General features: G+C 39.2%; 15 protein-coding genes. 7 read left to right on the top strand and 8 right to left on the bottom strand.

Features of this window, described 5'->3' with window-relative positions; genetic code table 11:
• Positions 1 to 29: 29 nt before the first annotated feature.
• Positions 30 to 650 carry a fumarylacetoacetate hydrolase family protein gene (locus tag I6E70_RS00320; RefSeq protein WP_165721089.1) on the top strand — a complete coding sequence of 207 codons (621 nt, stop codon included), beginning with the start codon at positions 30 to 32 and terminating at the stop codon, positions 648 to 650.
• On the opposite strand, the gene I6E70_RS00315 is transcribed toward I6E70_RS00320, so the two are convergent.
• From I6E70_RS00315 to I6E70_RS00305, 3 genes are all read right to left on the bottom strand, one after another.
• The gene (locus I6E70_RS00315) at positions 601 to 1,524 is read right to left on the bottom strand and encodes an ABC transporter substrate-binding protein (RefSeq protein WP_197187778.1); all 924 of its coding nucleotides are present in this window, start codon (positions 1,522 to 1,524) and stop codon (positions 601 to 603) included. The two genes, I6E70_RS00320 and I6E70_RS00315, sit on opposite strands and share 50 nt — an antisense overlap.
• Before the next feature lie 116 nt (positions 1,525 to 1,640).
• Positions 1,641 to 2,693 carry an aldo/keto reductase gene (locus I6E70_RS00310; RefSeq protein ID WP_197187777.1) on the bottom strand — a complete coding sequence of 351 codons (1,053 nt, stop codon included), beginning with the start codon at positions 2,691 to 2,693 and terminating at the stop codon, positions 1,641 to 1,643.
• Between the two features lie 9 nt (positions 2,694 to 2,702).
• Positions 2,703 to 3,137, bottom strand: coding sequence for an acyl-CoA thioesterase (locus tag I6E70_RS00305; RefSeq protein WP_010553137.1), 435 nt, complete (start codon positions 3,135 to 3,137; stop codon positions 2,703 to 2,705).
• Positions 3,138 to 3,816: 679 nt separating this feature from the next.
• On the opposite strand from I6E70_RS00305, the gene dinB reads away from it, so the two are divergent.
• The gene (gene dinB / locus I6E70_RS00300) at positions 3,817 to 4,869 is read left to right on the top strand and encodes a DNA polymerase IV (protein WP_197187776.1); all 1,053 of its coding nucleotides are present in this window, start codon (positions 3,817 to 3,819) and stop codon (positions 4,867 to 4,869) included.
• A gap of 129 nt (positions 4,870 to 4,998) precedes the next feature.
• The gene (locus I6E70_RS00295; RefSeq protein WP_197112398.1) at positions 4,999 to 6,519 is read left to right on the top strand and encodes a M17 family metallopeptidase; all 1,521 of its coding nucleotides are present in this window, start codon (positions 4,999 to 5,001) and stop codon (positions 6,517 to 6,519) included.
• A 72-nt stretch (positions 6,520 to 6,591) separates the two neighbouring features.
• On the opposite strand, the gene I6E70_RS00290 is transcribed toward I6E70_RS00295, so the two are convergent.
• Complete coding sequence (locus I6E70_RS00290) at positions 6,592 to 8,229, bottom strand: methyl-accepting chemotaxis protein (RefSeq protein ID WP_197187775.1); 1,638 nt, start codon at positions 8,227 to 8,229, stop codon at positions 6,592 to 6,594.
• Between the two features lie 141 nt (positions 8,230 to 8,370).
• A complete protein-coding gene (locus I6E70_RS00285) occupies positions 8,371 to 10,596 on the bottom strand; it encodes a S9 family peptidase (protein WP_169059786.1) in 2,226 nt (741 codons plus the stop codon).
• Between the two features lie 111 nt (positions 10,597 to 10,707).
• On the opposite strand from I6E70_RS00285, the gene I6E70_RS00280 reads away from it, so the two are divergent.
• Together I6E70_RS00280 and I6E70_RS00275 are read left to right on the top strand one after the other, a co-directional pair.
• A complete protein-coding gene (locus I6E70_RS00280; RefSeq protein WP_197187774.1) occupies positions 10,708 to 11,106 on the top strand; it encodes an HIT domain-containing protein in 399 nt (132 codons plus the stop codon).
• Between the two features lie 197 nt (positions 11,107 to 11,303).
• Positions 11,304 to 11,837: a fused DSP-PTPase phosphatase/NAD kinase-like protein gene (locus I6E70_RS00275; protein WP_197187773.1), complete on the top strand. Its 534-nt coding sequence runs from the start codon at positions 11,304 to 11,306 to the stop codon at positions 11,835 to 11,837.
• Between the two features lie 213 nt (positions 11,838 to 12,050).
• Here the strand turns inward: I6E70_RS00275 and I6E70_RS00270 are convergent, their stop codons facing one another.
• Positions 12,051 to 13,751: a dipeptidyl-peptidase 3 family protein gene (locus I6E70_RS00270; protein ID WP_197187772.1), complete on the bottom strand. Its 1,701-nt coding sequence runs from the start codon at positions 13,749 to 13,751 to the stop codon at positions 12,051 to 12,053.
• A gap of 296 nt (positions 13,752 to 14,047) precedes the next feature.
• Here I6E70_RS00270 and I6E70_RS00265 point away from each other — a divergent pair, with 296 nt between their 5' ends.
• A complete protein-coding gene (locus I6E70_RS00265) occupies positions 14,048 to 14,887 on the top strand; it encodes an HDOD domain-containing protein (RefSeq protein WP_024590070.1) in 840 nt (279 codons plus the stop codon).
• A gap of 54 nt (positions 14,888 to 14,941) precedes the next feature.
• Here I6E70_RS00265 and I6E70_RS00260 read toward each other — a convergent pair whose 3' ends face one another.
• Entirely contained in the window at positions 14,942 to 15,619 is a 678-nt protein-coding gene (locus I6E70_RS00260) for a FlgO family outer membrane protein (RefSeq protein WP_121953929.1), read from the bottom strand.
• A gap of 103 nt (positions 15,620 to 15,722) precedes the next feature.
• A complete protein-coding gene (locus I6E70_RS00255; protein WP_197187771.1) occupies positions 15,723 to 17,399 on the bottom strand; it encodes an amidohydrolase in 1,677 nt (558 codons plus the stop codon).
• A gap of 172 nt (positions 17,400 to 17,571) precedes the next feature.
• Here I6E70_RS00255 and I6E70_RS00250 point away from each other — a divergent pair, with 172 nt between their 5' ends.
• Positions 17,572 to 17,931: an energy transducer TonB gene (locus I6E70_RS00250; RefSeq protein ID WP_231620021.1), complete on the top strand. Its 360-nt coding sequence runs from the start codon at positions 17,572 to 17,574 to the stop codon at positions 17,929 to 17,931.
• Positions 17,932 to 17,978 lie beyond the last annotated feature (47 nt).

The raw sequence follows: 17,978 nt of genomic DNA, 5'->3' as shown, positions 1-17,978 counted from the left end.
ACAGGTCCAATAACTGAGACATTATTTATATGCATTCAATAAAGTTAGTATCTGAAGAATTAACACCATCAAAAGTAGTCTGTGTTGGCCGTAACTATACCGCACATATTGCAGAGCTAAACAACGAAACACCAGATCAAATGGTTTTATTTAACAAACCAAATAGCGCGATTACAAATACGTTATTTGCTGCTCATAACGGCGATACACTGCATTATGAAACCGAGCTATGTTTTGTAGTTAAAAATAAAAAATTTGTAGGGGTTGGACTCGGCCTTGATTTAACTAAGCGCACCGTACAAAGTAAATTAAAAAATAAGGGACTTCCATGGGAGCGCGCTAAAGCGTTCGACGGCTCTGTAATTTTAACTGATTTTGTAGCGCTAACTGATGCAATGAAGCACTTTACTTTTGAACTTAAAATTAATAATAAAGTAGTTCAGCAAGGCGATACTCATTTTATGCTGCATAATCCGGACTCAATTTTACAAGAAATTAGTGAATTTATGAGCTTAGAAGATGGTGATGTAGTAATGACGGGCACACCGTCGGGCGTAGGCGAGGTAACACCTAAAAGTATTTTTGCTGTGGCACTTTATGCTAATGATCAGTGCTTGCTTGAGCATCAGTGGCAAGTAAGTAAAAATTAATAACTTGCTGTTGGTAGTGTTGATCAAAGTCGGCAAAGGTAGTTTTAAGCCAATTATGCTGACTTTGTTGATACTCAGGCGATTGTAGTACATTGTTTTTTAGTGCGCGGTTAATTTTTTTAAGCGCTTGCTGTGCAAAATTATTAGGTGCGTTAGCCGCACAACCTATTGCTCCTCGTATAAATTGAATGTCATTTTCTGCAATTGGTACACTCTCTATATTCGTATATTCTCCTTGTTTATTAAAGTAATCGGCCATAAACGGGTAATCAATTGAGTAGTCTAAAAAGCCGTGACTCAAGCGTGCTATAACAGCCTGACTTTCATTTTCGCTACTCCAACTCAACGACGACTCTTTATCTCGTTTTGTATTTTCAATAATTGTATTAATTTTAGTTGTAAATTTACGTGCAGCAGCTTGCCCGTATACGTATTGCGGGTCGGTTAATAAATTAATAAGGTGAATAGGCGAGCCGTGCTTTTCTTCTAATTTGGGCTTTAGCTCTTTAGTCGTGATAATTGAAAATGGGGGATATACCGTTGTTGGATTTGAGTAGTTAAGTAGTTGGTTATTATGTTTTTTATAAATAACACACGGGAAGCATACGTTTTTTCCTTCACTTAAATATTTATTTATACGCTGCTGAGGGACAATTAAGCGGGTATGTTTTACATCTGTTATGGTTTTAATGAGTTGCTCGGTTAGGTTGTCGCAAATACCGCCTTGTGGTGCACTTTCGCTTTTAGCTATATGAAAAGGGGGCGTGTAACTTTGCAGCCAAATAATTTCTTCTAGAGGCTGTAATTTTTGTTCAACAGCATGCGCGTTAAATACAATTAATAGACAAAATGCATAGTATCCGTTTCTCAGCATTGATAAGTGTTCGTTGAATTAAGAAAACTTAATTAAAGTATAGTGTTGGTTGTAGTAGGGGCAAATATTTTAGTTAAAAGCAGCCTTGTTCAAGGCTGCTTTTAACTGGTACATGCTTAATAAGGCATAGGATAGTTTTTAAATATAGTGTTAATTTCACTAAGAATTTCGTCGCTTAACGTGATGTTAAATGCATCAATATCTTCTTTTAATTGGGCTGTGTTTGTTGCACCAATAATTGAAGAGGTTACGCCATCTACTTGGTTACACCATGCGAGTGCTAGTTGTGCTGGAGTAATATTGTTTGCATGAGCCAGATCAACATACTGCTTAGTGGCTTGCTCTGCATTGGGTGTATCTCTAAAAATACCGTTGCGCTGCATGAAGGTCCAACGAGATCCTTCTGGGCGAGCACCGTTTAGGTATTTACCCGTTAATAAACCAGCTGCTAAAGGCGACCACGGTAAGTAGGCAATATCTTCGTGTACACATTGTTCTATTAAATACGGCCAGTCTTTAGCGTGCGCTAAGCTAAACTCATTTTGAATAGATACCATACGCGGTAAGTTATGCTCTTTGGCCAAACTTAAAAACTGGCTTATACCCCATGGCGTATCGTCAGATAAACCGCAGTGCTTAATTTTACCTGCTTTAACACATTCATTAAGGCCCTCTAGAATATCAAGCATACTAGCTTGTTGCTCTTGTGTATTTACGTCGGTAAATTTAAGAGTGCCGGGCCACTGTCTGCCAAAGTGCGGGGTAGAGCGGTTTGGCCAATGCAGCTGATATAAATCAATATAGTCGGTTTTAAGGCGCTTAAGTGAATCGTCTACGGCTTCTATTACCGTTTGGCGCGTAATATTGCCACCATCACGTACCCACGATAATCCATTGCCTGCAATTTTTGTAGCAAGTACCACATCGCTGCGCTTTTGCTGATTACGCGATAGCCAATCGCCAATAATTTCCTCAGTTTTACCATAGGTCTCTGGAGAGGGCGGTACCGCATACATTTCGGCTGTATCAATAAAGTTTACGCCTTGCTCTAACGCGTAGGCTATTTGTTCATCAGCATCGCTTTGAGTATTTTGTTTACCCCAAGTCATACTGCCTAAACATACTCTTGAAACGTTAATACCACTGCTGCCAAGTGGGCTGTATTGCATGAGAATTCCTTATTGCTCGTCTTGAGAGTAGCTAACTAACGCCGATAAAAGAGGCTCTGCAATGAGGGCTTTTTGGCCTGTTTCAAAATCAAACATAACCACTTTTGAAGTGCCTGTTGTTGTTATAGCGTTTTGTGCGTGACTAAATACGGTGTAATTCATAACAAATCGGTCTGTTTTTATATCAGAAATAGTAACACCGACTGTAAGCGTATCTGGGAATGTAACTGGGCGTTTATAACGAATGTTATTTTCGCTTATTACCGGGCCCACGCCATTAGGGCTTATTGTATCGAACAGATTTATTTTATTTAAGAAGTCGATTCGGGCTATTTCAAAGTAACGTAAATACACTACATTATTTACGTGTTGTAGTGCATCCATATCAGCCCACGCTACGGTGATGTCGGTATGGATAGGGTGCTGATCTTTAAACGTTTGCATTATTTATTGGCCCTTAATTTTAAAGTACTTAGATTATCAACATGGGGTTACGAGCTCAAGGTAATTAATGGCATGTTTTTTTATAAGATGATTGTACCTATTTAATTTTAGGTCTACAGTTAAATTACACAGACAAACACAAAAACACACAGAGGTAGAAATATGCAGAACATAATTAACTGGTCCTTAGCTTGTTTGGTTTTTATAGCCTCTTTTACCTGTTACGCAATGGGTAACGAATCAGGCGCTATTATTTTGATGTTAGCGGGTTTTTTTTTCGAGGTTATGTTTTGGTTGCGCGGTTATAAAGAGCAAGAAGGTAATAAGCGCTTTTTTTAATCGCTAACTAGGGCCTGTTGACCTTTCAGGATTAAAATTTGTTCAATCTAGGTGCTATTTAATCGCGGCGCGAGGTTTGTGACCTAGTGGGCTAAGTAAAAACCGAGCAACAAAGAGTAAATTGCCCCTAGGCAGAACCCTTCGGGCAGCGTATGTTTGGCATTTGTGCTACGTTATCGCCTATTTATGGGGAATAACCACACTACATAGGCTCTGCTTTGCCTAAATACCAAACATACTGCTGCAAATTCAACCTCGAAAGATAAACAGGCCCTAGGCTTGCTTATCACATTTGATTCTATAATAATGACTGTATAAATAACCAGTTATTGTTGTGGTGATGAAGAAGTTTATTCACATAGACATGGATTGCTTTTATGCAGCAGTAGAAATGCGAGATAATCCAAAACTTGCATGTGTACCGCTTGCTATTGGAGGCAATAGCCGACGAGGCGTGCTCTCAACCGCTAACTATATAGCTAGAGAATATGGCGTGCGATCGGCTATGTCGAACTATCATGCTAAACAATTATGCCCCGATTTAGTTATTGTCCCTGGGCGCATGGCTGTATACAAAGAAGCTTCAAATCAAATACGTGAAGTATTTAGCCGCTACACAGATTTAGTTGAACCTCTTTCTTTAGACGAAGCCTACCTAGATGTAACAGACAGCACCGCTTGTAAAGGCAGTGCCACACTTATTGCACAGCAAATAAGAGCCGATATTTACAATGCCACCGGGCTCACTGCATCAGCAGGCATTGCACCGATTAAATTTATTGCCAAAATAGCCAGCGACGAAAAAAAACCGAATGGTCAATTTGTCGTTTTGCCTCATGAGGTCGATGATTTTTTAGCGCAATTACCGCTGGGGAAAATTCCGGGGGTGGGTAAAGTAACGCTCGAAAAGCTAAATTTAAAAGGCTTATATACCGGCAAGGATGTACGTGAAAAAGGCGTTAACTGGATGCAGCAACATGTGGGTAATTTTGGTGTGTCGCTTTATCAAAAATGTGCAGGTGAATATGTTGGTAAAGTATCAACAGATCGCATCAGAAAGTCGCTGAGTGTTGAGCATACCTACGAATACAACAAAACAAGTTTGCAAGAGTGCTTAGATGAGCTGCCAAAATTGTTAGACGAATTAGTTTTAAGGCTTAATAAACAGCAATTACAAAACCGTATTAATAAGCTGAGTGTTAAAGTGAAGTTTGCAAATTTTGTAGTGACCTCAGCCGATCAGGTATACCACGAGCTAAACACAGAAATATTTATTCAACTTCTTACTAAGGCCTATCAACGAGGGCTACAACAACCTGTAAGATTACTTGGCATAGGCGTTGGCATTAAAAGCGAGCCAGAACAAAACTTCCAACTGAGTATTCTCGATTAAGCTGTAAAGCCTGTAACCCCAAGTTGCCATTTATTGGCAAGTTGTATAATTAGCCCATCGCACCTTGCTGGTCTTCAATATTTAAATCGACGATAATAAGGGCTTATGTTTTCTAACAGGACTTTATTTATGGCATACCCTCAAGCGGTTAGTGCAAGCCTTGAATGCACATCTCATGATGCGCTTATTATTATTAGTGATGACTTTTCTCTATTACCAAATAACTCATTACGTGATGCTATTTTAGACCAAGCAAAAGTTGATTCTCGTATTGGTAAACAAGTTACTTTATTAGTGATTGAAAATAAACGCGTTGTACTTGCGCCAACGGGTCCGTTAAATAGAGATTACGACGATGTTCGCCGTTATTTTGATGCTGCTAAATTAGCAATTAACGAAGCAAAAGCGTCGGGTAGTGTTAACCCTGCATTATTTTTACCAAATTTAAATGGCGATAGCCGTTATCAGCATGCTTTAGAAGTTGCTTATTTAGGCGCTTGCCAAGCCTTATGGCAGCCATTAGAAGCGCGTGAATATCACGGTGAAAGTATTGAACCTATTACTCAAATTGGTTTAGTTGGCGCAAGCGAGCAAACAATCAAAGCTGTTAATGCAATTGCTGCAGGCCAATATGCCGCGCGTGACTTGTGTGGCACCGAACCTGAGCGTATGGCTCCACCACGTTTTGCTGATTACTGCGTTGATTTATTTAAAGGCTCAAGCATTGCAGTTGACGTAATTGATGATATTGCAGCTATTGATAAAAACTACCCAATGCTAAGCACTGTTGCTCGTGCATCGTATGCAGTTGAGCGTCATCACCCACGTGTTGTTAAGCTTGAATATGTACCAGAGGGCGAAATTACTCGTACACTTATGTTTGTAGGTAAGGGTCTTGTATACGATACAGGCGGTGCAGATTTAAAAGTAGGTGGCCATATGGCAGGCATGAGCCGTGATAAAGGTGGCGCAGCTTCTGTTGCGGGCTTTATGAAAGCTGTTGCGGATTATCAGCCTAAAGGCGTTAAAGTAGTATCGTACTTGGCTGTTGTTCGTAACTCTATTGGCTCGGATTGTTTTGTGCCAGATGAAATTATTACTAGCCGCGAAGGTATCCGTGTACGCATTGGTAATACCGATGCAGAAGGGCGATTAGCAATGGGCGACCTGCTTAGCGAAATGAAAGATTTAGCTAAAGGCGAAATAAACCCAACGTTATTTACTGTAGCTACATTAACGGGTCACGCGGCACGTGCAATGGGTCCTTATGGTGCGTATGTTGAAAATGGTCCAGCTCGTAGCGCTGGTGTTTCACGTCAAATAGCTGACCTTGGAGATTTGTGGGCCGATGGCGCAGAAGTATCGCGTTCTCGCCGTGAAGATTACGACTTTATTAAACCACGCACGCTAGCAGACGATGTACTCTCTAGTAATAATGCGGCATCTGCAGTTACAGCTCGTGGACATCAGTTCCCTATGGCGTTTATGGCTATTGTTGGTGGGCTTGATAAGCACGGTAACGACTCTGCGCAACCTTTGCCTTATGTGCATATGGACATTGCAGGAAGCGGTGTTGAAGGCGGTGATTGGCAGCATGGCAAGCCAACGGCTGCATCAGTAACGAGCTTGTTTGCACGTTACTGTTTGTAAGCTAAAAACTTACATGCAATAAAAAAGCCCTGTTAATTCAGGGCTTTTTGCATTTAATGAGAACGGTATCGATTAATCTAATTTAAAACGATTAACTACGCTTGAAAGCTCTTGGCTACTTTGTTTAAGATTATCACTGGCATCGGTAAGCTGTTTAGTATTATTTAATGATTGCTCAGTTGATTGAGATAGCTCATTAATACGCAAATTAACCTCGTCGGCAGCTTGAGTTTGTTGCTCTGTGGCGCGTGCTATTTGGCTGTTCATTTCGGTAATAATTGAAACAAGTCGTTCTATTTCATTAAGTGAAGTATTGGCTGATGACGCCTGATCTACGGTAGAAACTGAAAGTGCTTGGCTTGATTTAACTGCTTCTACTGCTGCTTTTGCACCTTCTTGAAGTTTAGTGATCATGGTTTGAATTTCGTCGGTACTTTGCCCTGTACGACTGGCCAGTGTTCTTACTTCATCTGCAACAACAGCAAATCCTCGGCCATGCTCTCCTGCGCGAGCAGCCTCAATGGCAGCGTTTAATGCCAATAAGTTTGTTTGCTCCGATATGCTTCTTATTACATCAAGTACAGAGCCTATATTATGACTCTCGTTGGCTAAATCTTCTGTTACACGGCTGACTGTTTCTATGTTGCTTGAGAGTGTTTCTATTGCTGTAATTGTTTGCGCAACCACATTTTTACCCGTTGATGCGTTTTGTGCTGCATCTTTAGCTGCTTGCTCTGCGGCTTCGGCGTTACGGCTTACATCATGTATTTGGTGAGTCATTTGCTCCATGGCAGCTGCAACTTGGGTTGAGCTATCGTTTTGAAGCTCAATAAACGAGTGGCTTGTTCTACTTGAATCATCAACTGTATGCGCATGCTCGCTTACATCGTTTGCACTTTGTGATACATGAACAAGAGACTCTCGCATTTTTAAAACAAATAAATTAAATGAGTGTGATAGTTCAGATATTTCATCGTTACCGGATTCATTTAATGTACGAGTTAAATCGCCTTCACCTTGTGAAATATCTTTCATCATATCGGCTGCTAAACGAGTAGGTATTAAAATGCTCTTGCCTATAAAGTAACTAAGTAAAATAACAGCAATAATCATAATTGTTGCACTGATGACTATTAGATTACGTTGCTCGCTAAATGCTTCGTCAATTGAATCAAGATAAACACCTGAGCCAATAATCCATTGCCATTGATTAAAACCTTTAACAAATGCGATTTTTTCAACTGGTTTTTCTTTACCTGGTTTTGGCCATTTATAAGGAATAAATCCCTCGCCAGAGCGTTTAACTATATTAACCATATCAACAAACAATGCTTTGCCGTCAGGGTCTTTATTATTGGTTAAATCTTTTCCTTCAAGCGCAGGTTTTATAGGATGCATAACCATTTTTGGCTGGTAATTGTTAATCCAAAAGTAATTGGTTTTGTCGTAGCGCAGAGCTCTTATTGCATTAAGTGCTTGCGATTGAGCTTGTTGTTGAGTGAGAGTATTATTTTGCTCAAGGTCATAAAAGTGCTCAATTATACTGTACGCAGTTTCTACTACATTTTGTGTTTTAAGGTACTGCTCGTTTTTAAGAGAGCTATATTGGTGAGTTAGGCTGGCTACACTAAGCGCTATAAGCCCAAATACAACAATAGCTATGAGCAGCGAGAAACGCTGGGATATACTAAAACTCCGTAGACTAGGCATACATTTATCCTCAAAAAGTGTGCGCTTTAGCGCATAGAATAAGCGTAGTTAAAAAAAGAGTTTAATCTAGGCTTACGCCTATTAATGCAAAAAAAAGGCTGATTTATCAATCAGCCTTTAGTCTGTTATTACTTTACTTGCTTATTTAACGTCAAAATGGCGATTAAAGAAGTTTGTAATTGTTTGATGTAAGTGTGTTTGCACTTGTTTACCACGTAGGCTGTGCTTAGAGCCTGGGTAGGTCATCATTTCAAACTGTTTTTCGTTATCTTGCAGTTGTTTAAACAATTTAGTTGAATGAGTAAACAGCACGTTGTCGTCAGCCATTCCATGATAAATCATTAATGGGCCTTTTAAGCCATCAGCATATGGAAATACTGCGCTGTCTTCATACCCTTTAGCATTCGTATCAGGGTGACCTAAATAACGCTCTGTGTAATGCGTATCGTATAGAGCCCAATCGGTTACAGGAGCACCTGATACGCCGGCTTGAAAGTAATCGCCTGCTTTAAACATAGTCATAAGTGCCATGTAGCCGCCGTAGCTGTGGCCATAAACACCGATGCGTTGTGGGTCTACGTAATCAAGTGTACGTAAAAACTCTACGCCTTTAATTTGATCGGCAACTTCAACCACGCCTAGGTTTTTATAAATAGCATCTTCAAACTTTTTACCACGGTTGTACGAACCACGGTTATCCAGTTGAAAAATTACGTAACCTTGTTGCGCCATGTACTGAAAGTACAAGTTTTTACTGCGCCAGCTATTCGTCACTCGTTGAGCATGCGGGCCGCCGTATACGTTAACAATAACAGGGTGCTTTTTGCCATCAGTAATGTTGCTAGGCTTAAATAAACGGTAATGCATAACTTGGCCATCTTCGGCTTTAATTGTGCCGTATTCTGGTTTTGTTAAGTCGCTTAAATAAGGAGTAAGCGGATGGTTACTATCAAGCTTATTTTCTTCAAGCCATGTAATAAATTCGCCGTTTACTTTACGAAGCGCTGCTGAGTTTGGTTTATTATCAGACGAGCTATTATCGATAAAGGTTTTGCTGTCTTTTGCTAGCACAACATTATGGTACTGACCTTTTTCGGTGATACGTTTGGCATCGCCTTTTTTAAATAAAGGCGCGCTGTATAAATGGCTTTCAAGCGGTGTATCTTTTCGACCGGCAAAGTAAACAATGCCTTTTTTCTCATCAATACCTTTTAAGCTATCAACAGCCCAATCACCAGAGGTGATTTGACGTACAAGTTGACCGTTTGTGCGATACAGATATAAGTGTTTAAAACCGTCGCGCTCAGATGCCCATACAAAATGTTTTTTGTCTTTTAAAAACTCAAGATCAAAATGTAGGTTAATCCACGTTTCGCTGTTTTCGGTTAATGCTACTTTTTGGACTTTAGTTTCGCTGTTATAAAAACGAAGCTCTAATTTATGTTGCGAGCGATTTTGCCATTGGTAAGACAGTGTATTGCCGTCTTTTAGCCATTTAGCACGCGCGATATAAATGTCTTCATCTTTACCTAAATCAATCCAATCTACTTTTTGATCATTTAGTTTAACCACACCGAGTTGAATTTTTACGTTATCTGTACCTGTAAACGGGTAGCGTTGATTAAATAATTTAACTTCATCAGCGTAAATTTCGTTACGGATAGCTTCTTTTACTGGGGTTTCGTCAACGCGGGTATAGGCAATTTTAGTTTCATCACCTGACCACCAGTAACCCGTCATACGGCTCATTTCTTCTTGAGCTACAAATTCGGCCATGCCGTTTTTAATTACGCCGCCGCCATCTTTACTAAGCTGAATTTCTTTACCTGATTCAAGCTCTAAAGCGAATAGGTTTTGCTCTCGAATAAACGATACGTAGTTACCTTTAGGTGAAAAGCGTGCATCGGTTTCAAATGTTTCAGTGTCGGTTAGTTTTTTACTTTTAGCAGAGGCTAAATCGTAATAGTAAAGGTCGCCGTTAAGTGGGAATAAAAGTGCTTTACCGTCTTTAGACCATTTGTATTCTAATATGCCTTTACCAAAAATACGTTGGCGTTCGCGGCGTGCTTTTTCTTCATCAGATAGGTTTTCTGGGCCTGAAAATAACTTTGCCGAATCAACTAGCACACGGTTGGTGTTATCTTTTAGATTGTATTCCCATAAATCGTAGCGGTTGTAGTCATCGCTTTTGCCTTGTAAATAAGTTACACGGCTGCCGTCAGGCGAAAATTTAAGTTGTACAGGTGATTTACCTGAAAGGCTCGGATCGTCAAAAATACGCTCCAACGATAAAGGTTTTGCTTGAACACTAATAGCGCCAACCATTAATGGGAGGGCTAGTGAGAGGTGTTTTATTTTTTTTAGCACAAGGTTGCCTTAGCTTATTATAAATATTGCTTTGATGGTAAAGCCAAGCGTGTGCAACTGCAACTAAATGCTATAAAGTGGCGATTATTAAAGACAAAGTAGGACATAACAATGACTAACCCTGAATTTAAACTAGCGCCAGAACTTAAACGTGACTGTATCGAGCTTGCCGATTGGCCACTGTGTAAAGTACTTTTATTGAACGACAGCCAATATCCGTGGTTTGTATTGGTGCCTAGGCAGGCTAACTTAAAAGAGATAATTGATTTATCTGAGGATGATCAAGTTGTGTATTTAAAAGAGTCAGCCAAGCTAAGTAAATTATTAATGGATGTGTTTAGCCCTGATAAGTTAAATATAGCGGCTTTGGGTAATATGGTGCCGCAATTACATATTCACCATATTGCACGCTTTACTACTGATGCTGCTTGGCCTGCGCCAATTTGGGGGAAACTTCCTGCAGTCCCTTATACTGATGAGCAAATAGTAAAATTAAAAGCCCATTTTTAATAGCTGTTAGGATTTGTTTATATTTCGAGGTTAAATTTTTAGCAGTCTGTTTGGTTTTTAGGCAAAGCAGAGTTTATGTTGGGCATCTGCTTCGTATAAATAGTCGATAACGTAGTATAAATGCCAAACATGCGCTGCCCTGGGCCGAAAAAATTTTAATACTGAAGGCTAACAGAGCCTAATCAATGAGGAATAAAATGAAACTAATCAATCAACTTTGTACGGGTTTATTTATTGTCGCGTTATCAGGTGGGTACTTTGCTGTTGCAGCTGAGCGGGCAGTTAACACTGAAATTATTAAAAAGACAGATATAGAAAATTTAGTTGAACATAGTAATCATGTTTACTCGGGCGCACAGCCCAATGCTGAGCAGATCAAGTTATTATCACAAGCGGGTGTAAAGCATGTCATAAACCTGCGCGCTTTCAGTGAACAAACGTGGGATGAAGGTGAGCTTGTGCGATCTTTAGGAATGAACTATCACACATTACCGATTGCGGGCGCGGAGGATGTTACCGTTGAAAATGCGCTTAATTTAACAAACTTACTTAATGAGTTTAAGGGGGAGTCGATTTTAGTGCATTGTGCAAGTAGCAATCGAGTCGGGGCATTGATAGCAATTTCTGCACATGAGCAAGGTCTTGATGTAGAGGCCGCGCTTGATAAAGGAAAACGCTGGGGTATGAAAAGTCTAGAGCCTGTAGTGCGTGAAGTGATAAACGATAAATAATACCAATTTTATTAAAAACATGATCATTCTAGCGTATTAAATAATTCACTAACTATGTTAAAAATTATTTATATAGAACAACTATGTATCATAATTTTAGCCTTGCTATTGAGCTATTTTCTTATCGCTATAATAGATCACTAATTTAATGCAATTGGTATAAAAAAAAGCGTTACAGTGTTTACTGTAACGCTTTTTTAATCTTAATTTACACTACTTAAGCCCTAGTATTTCTTTACCCTGTTTAAACGTTACATCTACAGGGATATTTGCTTTACTTAGTTTTTCTAAGTCTTTAGCAAGTTCTTCTTTAATATCACCATGAGTTGCAATTAGTTGATCTACTTTTTCATAATCGCCATCACCTTGTAAGGTTAAAATTAAGCGAGAAAGCTTGGCCATTGCAATGCTCATTTTTTCCATATTAACGCGGTACAGGCCTTCTTCATTTTTAGAAAAAGCGCCTTCTTGAGCAAAAAAGTTAAAGCGGATCATATTTGCTTTACCATGCGCACTTGATGCTCCAAAACGAACTGAGCGGAATATACCCGCCATGAAGGTCGTGTAATAATCTTCAATAGTGCCTTCTGTAATTTCGCCCTTTTTAAGTAATTGCTCAATCATGTACAGGCCTAAAATGTCGGCTTTACCTTCTTCAAGCGCACTTGCGTGTTCTTGTAGTGATTGACGAACAGTACCTTTACCAGTAATTGTATTTTTAATACCTAGCCCGTGAGCGACTTCATGGAACATCGTATTGGCAAAAAATGCATCAAAAGTAATATGTTTACGCTGCTCAGGTACAATTAACTGCTTTGAAATTGGTACTAAAATTTTATCAAACTTAGCACGCATCGCATTTTTAAGTTGCAGGCGACGAGTTCCTTTTTCTAGCTGTACTTGCTCATCGTTTGGTAAGTTAATTGCAATTGTTTTACTACCAGCGTTAGAGTGACCTGCGTAATAAACAACATCATAAGCGTTTAAGTCGGCGTCAGAGCCCGGTACTTCCTGTTTATACTTAGCATCAACGGGTAAGCCTTTTTGAAGCTCCGGTAAAAATGCGGCAAACTTAGCTAAGCGTTCGCTCCATTTTAAATCTTTAATAAGTACGTAAGATTCATAAGCTGCGCGGTAACCAAATAATTGATCTTCATAGGTTTCAATTGGACCAATAACCACATCTACTGGGTTGTTTTTCATATCCATCCAAGCAAAGTCAGATACTTGGAAGTCATCTTTTTGTAGAGCATCAGCACGCAAGTTTAGATAGTTAGCAAACTCTTTATCGTCAGCAAGTTTGCTAGCTTGACGTAAAAGGTCAGCGGCTTTTGCAAGCTCATTAGCGTATTCTTTTGAATATGGCACGCTGTAAAGCTTACCTTGCTCATCACGCTTAATTACAGAGTAAAGGCCTGTTTTGTCTTCAACATCTGCATTGTTTAACTCTTCTTTGGTTATATCGGCAGGGTAAAACTGTGCGCCAAGAGGTTTTTCTTTATAGCTGGATAAAAACGCTTCATCGCCATTTAAACGATCCCATGGACCGTAGTTAATATCGGCAAATTTACGTACTTTGTCGTCGTTTAGTTTTGCTAAAAAAGCATCTTTATTTTCACCAAAAGATTGTTTCCAAAATAACTCATCCATTATTTTTGAAGCATCAATAAGCTTTGCAACCATTGCTCGTTGGTTATCGCTTAAGTGCGAAAAATCACTTTGTAAGCTAAAGTCGGTGTAAATATCTAAACGTTGATTATTTGCATTAATAAGCTCAAGGCCTAATTGTGCACTGCTTTTTTGAGCAAGCTCTGTGGCTGTGTTGTCGGTAGAAGACGGCGCTTGTTCAGAACATGCACTAAGAAAAACGACACCAGAGAGCATAATTGCTTGGCTAATTTTATTTAAGATCATTATATTGCCTGTTAAAAAGTAAGTTTAATAATTTGTACTGTTTTAGTTAAAAGACTAAATATGTACAAACGCTTCCTTATTGTGAGTGCATTAAAGCAAAACTAAATAGTAAATAGCAAGTATTTGGCGTTGTAAGACAGGCATGAGCGATAAAGCATTATAAATAAAAATAAACTTCTATAATTTTCTTAACTTTATCGGTAAGTTAGACAATACTAATTATATTACTAATGCGAAAATTAACTGCCTGAGTTTGCAGTTACTTTACAGGCTGAACACAAAAGGACGGCAGCTTTATGTCTACAGAAAACGCTTTATTAACGATTCTAGTCGATAGAATAAATAACGATACGTTGGTTTTACCAACGCTACCTGAAGTAGCGATTAAGGTTCGCCAAGCTGCAGATAACCCTGATGTGAATTTAATGCAAATGTCAGATGTAATCTCACAAGACCCAGCGCTTTCAGCTCGAATGATAAAAGTAGCTAATAGTGCGATTATGGGACGTTCTGTAAAAGTATCTAATTTACAACAAGCAGTGACTCGCATTGGGTTGCGCCAAATTAAAAATATTGCAACAGCTATGGCTATGGAGCAATTATTTGTATCAAACAATGAGCTGATTAAAGGCTACATGGGCAAGGCTTGGCAAAAAACATTAACCGTTGCTAGCCATTCAATAACACTCATGGAGTTTTACTTAAAAAACAATAAACACACTTCATTAAATCGTGATTCAATTACATTAGCTGCGCTTGTTTATAATATTGGTGTATTACCAATTTTAACAGAAGCTGAGCGCCACCCTGAAGTGTTTGCCAACCCAAGCTTTTTAGCGCACGCAATTCAAAAGCTGAGTGGGAAAATTGGCTCGTCGATTATGCAAGCGTGGGAATTTCCTAAAGAGTTTGTTGATGTAGCTCTAAGCTGGGCAGATCCAAGTTACAAACCTGATAAAGTTAGCTATGTAGACTTTATTCGAGTAGGCGCTATTTTAGAGGGAACATTACAGGTTTCTGATAAGTCAGCAGCGCTGCAAACGTACATAGATAAAGGTGTAATACCGTCTATGCAATTATTCACAAGTGATGAATACAACGATATGCTAAAAGATGTGAAAAACATGTTTAGCTAAACATGTTTATTACACAAACTAAAAAGGGTTAACTTGCGTTAACCCTTTTTAGTTTTATTGAATAGCGTCTAGTACTATTCCATCTGTTCTGCGAGTAGGGTATAGCGATTCAACCACAAAGCTGGGAATAAACCCTTTAGCTGATGACACCACTACTTTAGATTTAGCGCCAATAATACGAGCATTAACAACAACACCGCGGTTGGTGTATGTAAGCGTGCCAGTTAAAGTGTATTCAATATGTGGGTAGCCTTTAATATCTTTGCCATTACGGCTAAATGAGAAATCACCCATCGGCGTCACGTGCACTGTGCCTGTGTGCTTATAATCAACAACAGACAAACCAAACTCTTGTAATTCAGTAATAAAGCTTTCAGCTAAATGATTGCCAAAAATATTAGTAGTTTGCAGGTTGTCGTCTAAATTTACAAACGAAGTTATAGCGATAGGCGTGCTACTATTTATGTAATTCATATTCTCAATTAGTTTCATTGCTAATTGCTCTGTGTAATTACTTAGTAACTTACTGCTGTTAATTGGGCGGTAGTTATTTTCTGGAAATTGCCAATTACTCACGCGCGGCTGGTTATTTTCAGCATAGCGATTATGGGCATTATTATAGCCAATATTGTTATGTGGTGCATGTCCATTGTAAACAGGATGGGTAGAGCAAGCTGAGAGTGATAGTGTAAAAAGTGCCGATAAAGTAAGAGTTATTTTTTTTGATAACATGTTTTCTTCCTGAAACATAAGGGGATTTTATAAATACCCCTCCTTATCGACACACTTTTTGATTACTTTAATTAAATTTAATAATTAATTTGTTTATTTTTGATTATGGTGCTTTTGTAACCTCTTCTTTTTTATAGCGAAGCTTACCTGCTACCCATGTTTGCAGTACGTTTGTTTTGTATATCTCGTCAACAGGTACTTTAAAGTAGTCTTTATCAATTAAAATAAAGTCGGCCCATTTACCTTTTTCTAAACTACCCACCTTAAATTCTTGATGAGCTGAATAAGCGCCACCGAGAGTAAATGCACGTAATGCATCTTCGCGGCTTAGTACTTCACTTGCGCGCCAGCCGTTTTCAGGTAGTTTGTTATGATCCATGCGTGTAATGGCTGAATACAAACCATCAAATGGATTTGCAAGCTCAACCGGGTAATCAGAGCCTGCTGCAACAACCGATCCTTGCTTTAAAAATGTTTGCCAAGCGTAGGCACCGGTTAATTGTTTTTCAGTTAAGCGTTGCTCTGCCATATGCATATCAGAAGTGGCATGTACTGGCTGCATTGAAGGGATTATTTTTAACGCTTTAAAGCGAGGGATATCCTCAGGCGTTACAATTTGTGCGTGCTCTATTCGGTTACGTAGTAATATACCGCCCGTTTTTTTAAACACATTTTGATAGGCATCAAGTACTACTTTATTTGCTTTATCGCCAATGGCGTGGGTATTTGCGCTAAAGCCGCTTTTAAAGCTTTGTGTAAAGAGCGCTTCGAGTTTTTCTTGTGTTTCAAGCATTAAACCATGGTGACCAGGTCTGTCTGCGTATTCTTCAATCAGAGCAGCTCCGCGAGAGCCAAGTGCGCCATCGGCGTAAACTTTAACACTGCGAATTTCCATAAAGTCATTTTTGTCGTGGTATCGGCCTGCCTTTAACATTGTATCTAAATCAGGGCTTGCACCACTTAACATTGCCACAATACGTAGCGGTAAATTACCAAGGTCGCCGCGCTCTTTGTAAACCTCCCATGTGGCTTTATCAATACCTGCATCGTGAGTAGAGGTAATGCCTAAACTTAATAAATGCTTACCTGCTGCATCTAGTGAGTCACTTATATCTTGCTTTGAAGGGGCTGGCATATGCTGGGTAATTAGCGATTCTGCTTTATCTACAAAAATACCCGTAGGATTGCCAAATTCGTCTTTAATTATTTCACCGCCTTCAGGCGCTTTTGTTTGGGCGTTAATACCAGCAAGTTCGAGCGCTTTTGAATTAACCCAAATGGCGTGACTATCAACCCGCGAAAGAACCACAGGTTGATCGCTCACTACTTTGTCTAAATCTTTAGCTGTAGGAAAGCGTGTATCAGCCCAAAGCTCTTGGTTCCAACCTCGCCCAATAATCCAACCTTGTTTGTTATCGGCAAATACTTTTAGTTTATTTGTTACTTCATCAACCGATGTTGCGCCGCGTACGTCAAGTTGCGATAAATTATCTCCTAGGCCAATAACGTGCCCATGAGCATCAATTAAGCCAGGTAATAAGGTATTACCGTGCGCGTCAATTAGCTTGGCATCTGGGTAGCTATCTTTAAGTGTTTCGCTACCGAGCTTAACTACCTTGCCATTTTTAATAACGAGGGTAGAAAACTGCTGTACTTCACCTTTGTATAAAGGGGTATAACCATTGGCGTTATAAATTACTTTTGTTTGGGCGAGAGTGTAACTAGAACTAGCGCAAAGGCTGGCTAGTATGAGTGGTTTGATTATTTTTTTGAGTGGCATAGTTACTTAATTTTTATTGTTAATTTACTTACATTAACAAACTTGATTTTATAATACCAATGAATTGATAGACCTCATTTTAAGGCTTTTCTCTATATTAACTGTTTACAAAATAGGTAATTGATGTGATTATTTAGTATGTAAAACAATCAAAAAAGCATAAGGAAACGCTATGAAAGCCCTCTATTTATTACTCCCCTTGAGTATGATGCTAACAGCCTGTAGTTCAACGTCTGATAAACAAGTAAGCGATGAAATGCTGGATTTATCGAGTCCTGAACTGCGAAGTAAGGCAGGTGAGTATTGGGATGTTGTTAAAAGAGTAGAGCCGCGATATCCGATAGAAGCTACAAAAAGAAGTATTTCAGGTTGTGTTGAGCTTGCTACGTTAATTAATTCACAAGGTGAAGCCCAAGGGTATAAAGTTATCTCGTCTTACCCTGAGGGTGTGTTTGATAATAATGCGGCAGCTGCTGTGGTTTATGGCGCTGGAAAGCGACAACTGAAAATACGAGTAAGCAACCTATTCTAACTTACCTCAAAATGGATTTTATGGTAAGCCCAAAACCTACTGATGCA

Origin of the sequence: Pseudoalteromonas sp. NGC95, from assembly GCF_015864705.1 — a bacterium.
GTDB lineage: Bacteria > Pseudomonadota > Gammaproteobacteria > Enterobacterales > Alteromonadaceae > Pseudoalteromonas > Pseudoalteromonas arctica.
Note: the sequence above shows the minus strand (reverse complement) of the source record. Positions and strands in the feature narration are given on the sequence as shown.

What these genes read in the sequence shown, in the direction of transcription:
- I6E70_RS00310 (WP_197187777.1), bottom strand. Translation starts at nt 2,693, where the DNA reads ATGCAATACAGCCCACTTGGCAGCAGTGGTATTAACGTTTCAAGAGTA.
- I6E70_RS00315 (WP_197187778.1), bottom strand. Translation starts at nt 1,524, where the DNA reads ATGCTGAGAAACGGATACTATGCATTTTGTCTATTAATTGTATTTAAC.
- I6E70_RS00320 (WP_165721089.1), top strand. Translation starts at nt 30, where the DNA reads ATGCATTCAATAAAGTTAGTATCTGAAGAATTAACACCATCAAAAGTA.
- I6E70_RS00290 (WP_197187775.1), bottom strand. Translation starts at nt 8,229, where the DNA reads ATGCCTAGTCTACGGAGTTTTAGTATATCCCAGCGTTTCTCGCTGCTC.
- I6E70_RS00305 (WP_010553137.1), bottom strand. Translation starts at nt 3,137, where the DNA reads ATGCAAACGTTTAAAGATCAGCACCCTATCCATACCGACATCACCGTA.
- I6E70_RS00250 (WP_231620021.1), top strand. Translation starts at nt 17,572, where the DNA reads ATGAAAGCCCTCTATTTATTACTCCCCTTGAGTATGATGCTAACAGCC.
- I6E70_RS00275 (WP_197187773.1), top strand. Translation starts at nt 11,304, where the DNA reads ATGAAACTAATCAATCAACTTTGTACGGGTTTATTTATTGTCGCGTTA.
- I6E70_RS00255 (WP_197187771.1), bottom strand. Translation starts at nt 17,399, where the DNA reads ATGCCACTCAAAAAAATAATCAAACCACTCATACTAGCCAGCCTTTGC.
- I6E70_RS00260 (WP_121953929.1), bottom strand. Translation starts at nt 15,619, where the DNA reads ATGTTATCAAAAAAAATAACTCTTACTTTATCGGCACTTTTTACACTA.
- I6E70_RS00265 (WP_024590070.1), top strand. Translation starts at nt 14,048, where the DNA reads ATGTCTACAGAAAACGCTTTATTAACGATTCTAGTCGATAGAATAAAT.
- I6E70_RS00295 (WP_197112398.1), top strand. Translation starts at nt 4,999, where the DNA reads ATGGCATACCCTCAAGCGGTTAGTGCAAGCCTTGAATGCACATCTCAT.
- dinB (WP_197187776.1), top strand. Translation starts at nt 3,817, where the DNA reads ATGAAGAAGTTTATTCACATAGACATGGATTGCTTTTATGCAGCAGTA.
- I6E70_RS00270 (WP_197187772.1), bottom strand. Translation starts at nt 13,751, where the DNA reads ATGATCTTAAATAAAATTAGCCAAGCAATTATGCTCTCTGGTGTCGTT.
- I6E70_RS00280 (WP_197187774.1), top strand. Translation starts at nt 10,708, where the DNA reads ATGACTAACCCTGAATTTAAACTAGCGCCAGAACTTAAACGTGACTGT.